Raw genomic sequence first — 1813 nt, forward strand, 5'->3', positions numbered from 1 at the left:
CACCGGGGGCAACACCAGCGGCCCGGCGAAGCCGGTTCCGCGGTGTTCCCCGCAAGCAGATGGTGACGCCCCGGTTTGATGAAGCGTGAAAGCAACTCATGAAGTTTGATTACTCGAATCCCTACACCTCCACCCGCATTCCCGTCTTCGCACGCAACGTCGTGTCGACCTCGCACCCGCTGGCCGCGCAGGCCGGCCTGCGCATCCTGCAACAGGGTGGCAATGCGGTCGATGCGGCCATCGCCACCGCGGCAGTGATGACGCTGGTCGAGCCGGTCAGCAACGGGCTGGGCAGCGATGCCTTCTGCATCTTGTGGGACGGCGAGAAGCTGCACGGGCTCAACGCCTCGGGCAGTTCGCCGGCCGCATGGACGCCGGAGTACTTTCAGCGCAAGTACGGCAACGACGCACGCACGCCGCCGCAGCGCGGCATCGATTCGATCACCGTGCCCGGCGCGGTGCGCGCCTGGTCCGAGCTGTCGGAGCATTTCGGCAAGCTCGGCTTCGAGGACCTGATGGCGCCCGCCATCGAGATCGCCGAGCGCGGCTACCTGATGCCGCCCGTGGTGCAACAGAAGTGGGCCGCGGCCACGCCGCTGTTGCGCAACCAGCCGGGCTTCGCCGAGGCCTTCCTGCCCTGGGGCCGTGCCCCCGAGGTGGGCGAGCTGTTCCGCTTTCCGTCGGCGGCGCGCGCACTCAAGTCGATCGGCGAAACCAAGGGCGAGTCCTTCTACAGCGGCGAAATCGCCGAGGCGATGGAGAAGTTTTCCACCGCCCACGGCGGCGCCCTCAAGGTGCGGGACCTGTCGACCTGGCGGCCCGAGTGGGTGGCGCCGATCGCGCAGGACTATCACGGCTATTCGGTGCACGAGATGCCGCCCAACGGGCAGGGGATCGCGGCGCTGATCGCGCTGGGCATCCTGCAGAACTTCGACCTCGCTTCGATGCCGGTCGACTCGGTGGCTTCGCAGCACCTGCAGATCGAGGCGATGAAGCTGGCCTTCGCCGACACCTACCGTTTCGTGTCCGACCCATCGTCGATGGAGGTGTCTGCCGAGCAAATGCTCGATGCCTCGTACCTGGCCTCGCGTGCCAAACTCATCGACGTGAAAAAGGCGCAGGACTTCAAGGCAGGCAACCCGGTCAAGGGCGGGACGATCTACCTGACCGCGGCCGACGAGAGCGGCATGATGGTCAGCTTCATCCAGAGCAACTTCATGGGCTTCGGCTCCGGCTGCGTCGAGCCCACTTTCGGCATCAGCCTGCAGAACCGCGGCCACGGCTTCAGCCTGGACCCGAAGAGCCCCAACGTGGTGGAGCCGCGCAAGCGCCCCTTCCACACCATCATTCCGGCCTTCCTCATGAAGGACGGCCAGCCGGTGATGAGCTTCGGCGTGATGGGCGGCAACATGCAGCCGCAAGGCCACATGCAGACGCTGGTGCGCATGATCGACCACGGCCAGAACCCGCAGGCGGCATGCGATGCGCCGCGCTGGCGCTTCAACCACGGCATGGAGATCAATGCCGAGGGCTCGATGAACCCCGCGGTGGTGCAGGGCCTGCAGTCGATGGGCCACAAGGTCGAGGTGATCAACGACTCGTACCAGGATTTCGGTGCAGGGCAGTTCATCTGGCGCGCAGGCGATCCCTCGGTCGAAGGCTACGTGGCGGCGAGCGACTCACGCCGCGATGGCCTGGCCGCCGGGTATTGACGCTCTCCCCCAGGCTCCGCGCACTTCGTGTCGCTCCTCCAACCCCCTCACCGGGGGCAACACCAGCGGCCCGGCGAAGCCGGTTCCGCGGTGTTCCCCGC

1 protein-coding gene is annotated in these 1813 nt (G+C 66.8%); it reads left to right on the forward strand.

The genetic code is table 11. The features are described from left to right. Positions 1–98 precede the first annotated feature (98 nt). Positions 99–1712, forward strand: coding sequence for a gamma-glutamyltransferase family protein (locus B0W80_RS33940; RefSeq protein ID WP_077003528.1), 1614 nt, complete (start codon positions 99–101; stop codon positions 1710–1712). The last annotated feature ends 101 nt before the right edge of the window (positions 1713–1813 follow it).

This window comes from Variovorax sp. KK3 (assembly GCF_001984055.1).
GTDB lineage: Bacteria > Pseudomonadota > Gammaproteobacteria > Burkholderiales > Burkholderiaceae_C > Variovorax.

Coding starts and splice junctions, on each gene's coding strand:
- B0W80_RS33940 (WP_077003528.1), top strand. CDS start 99: ATGAAGTTTGATTACTCGAATCCCTACACCTCCACCCGCATTCCCGTC.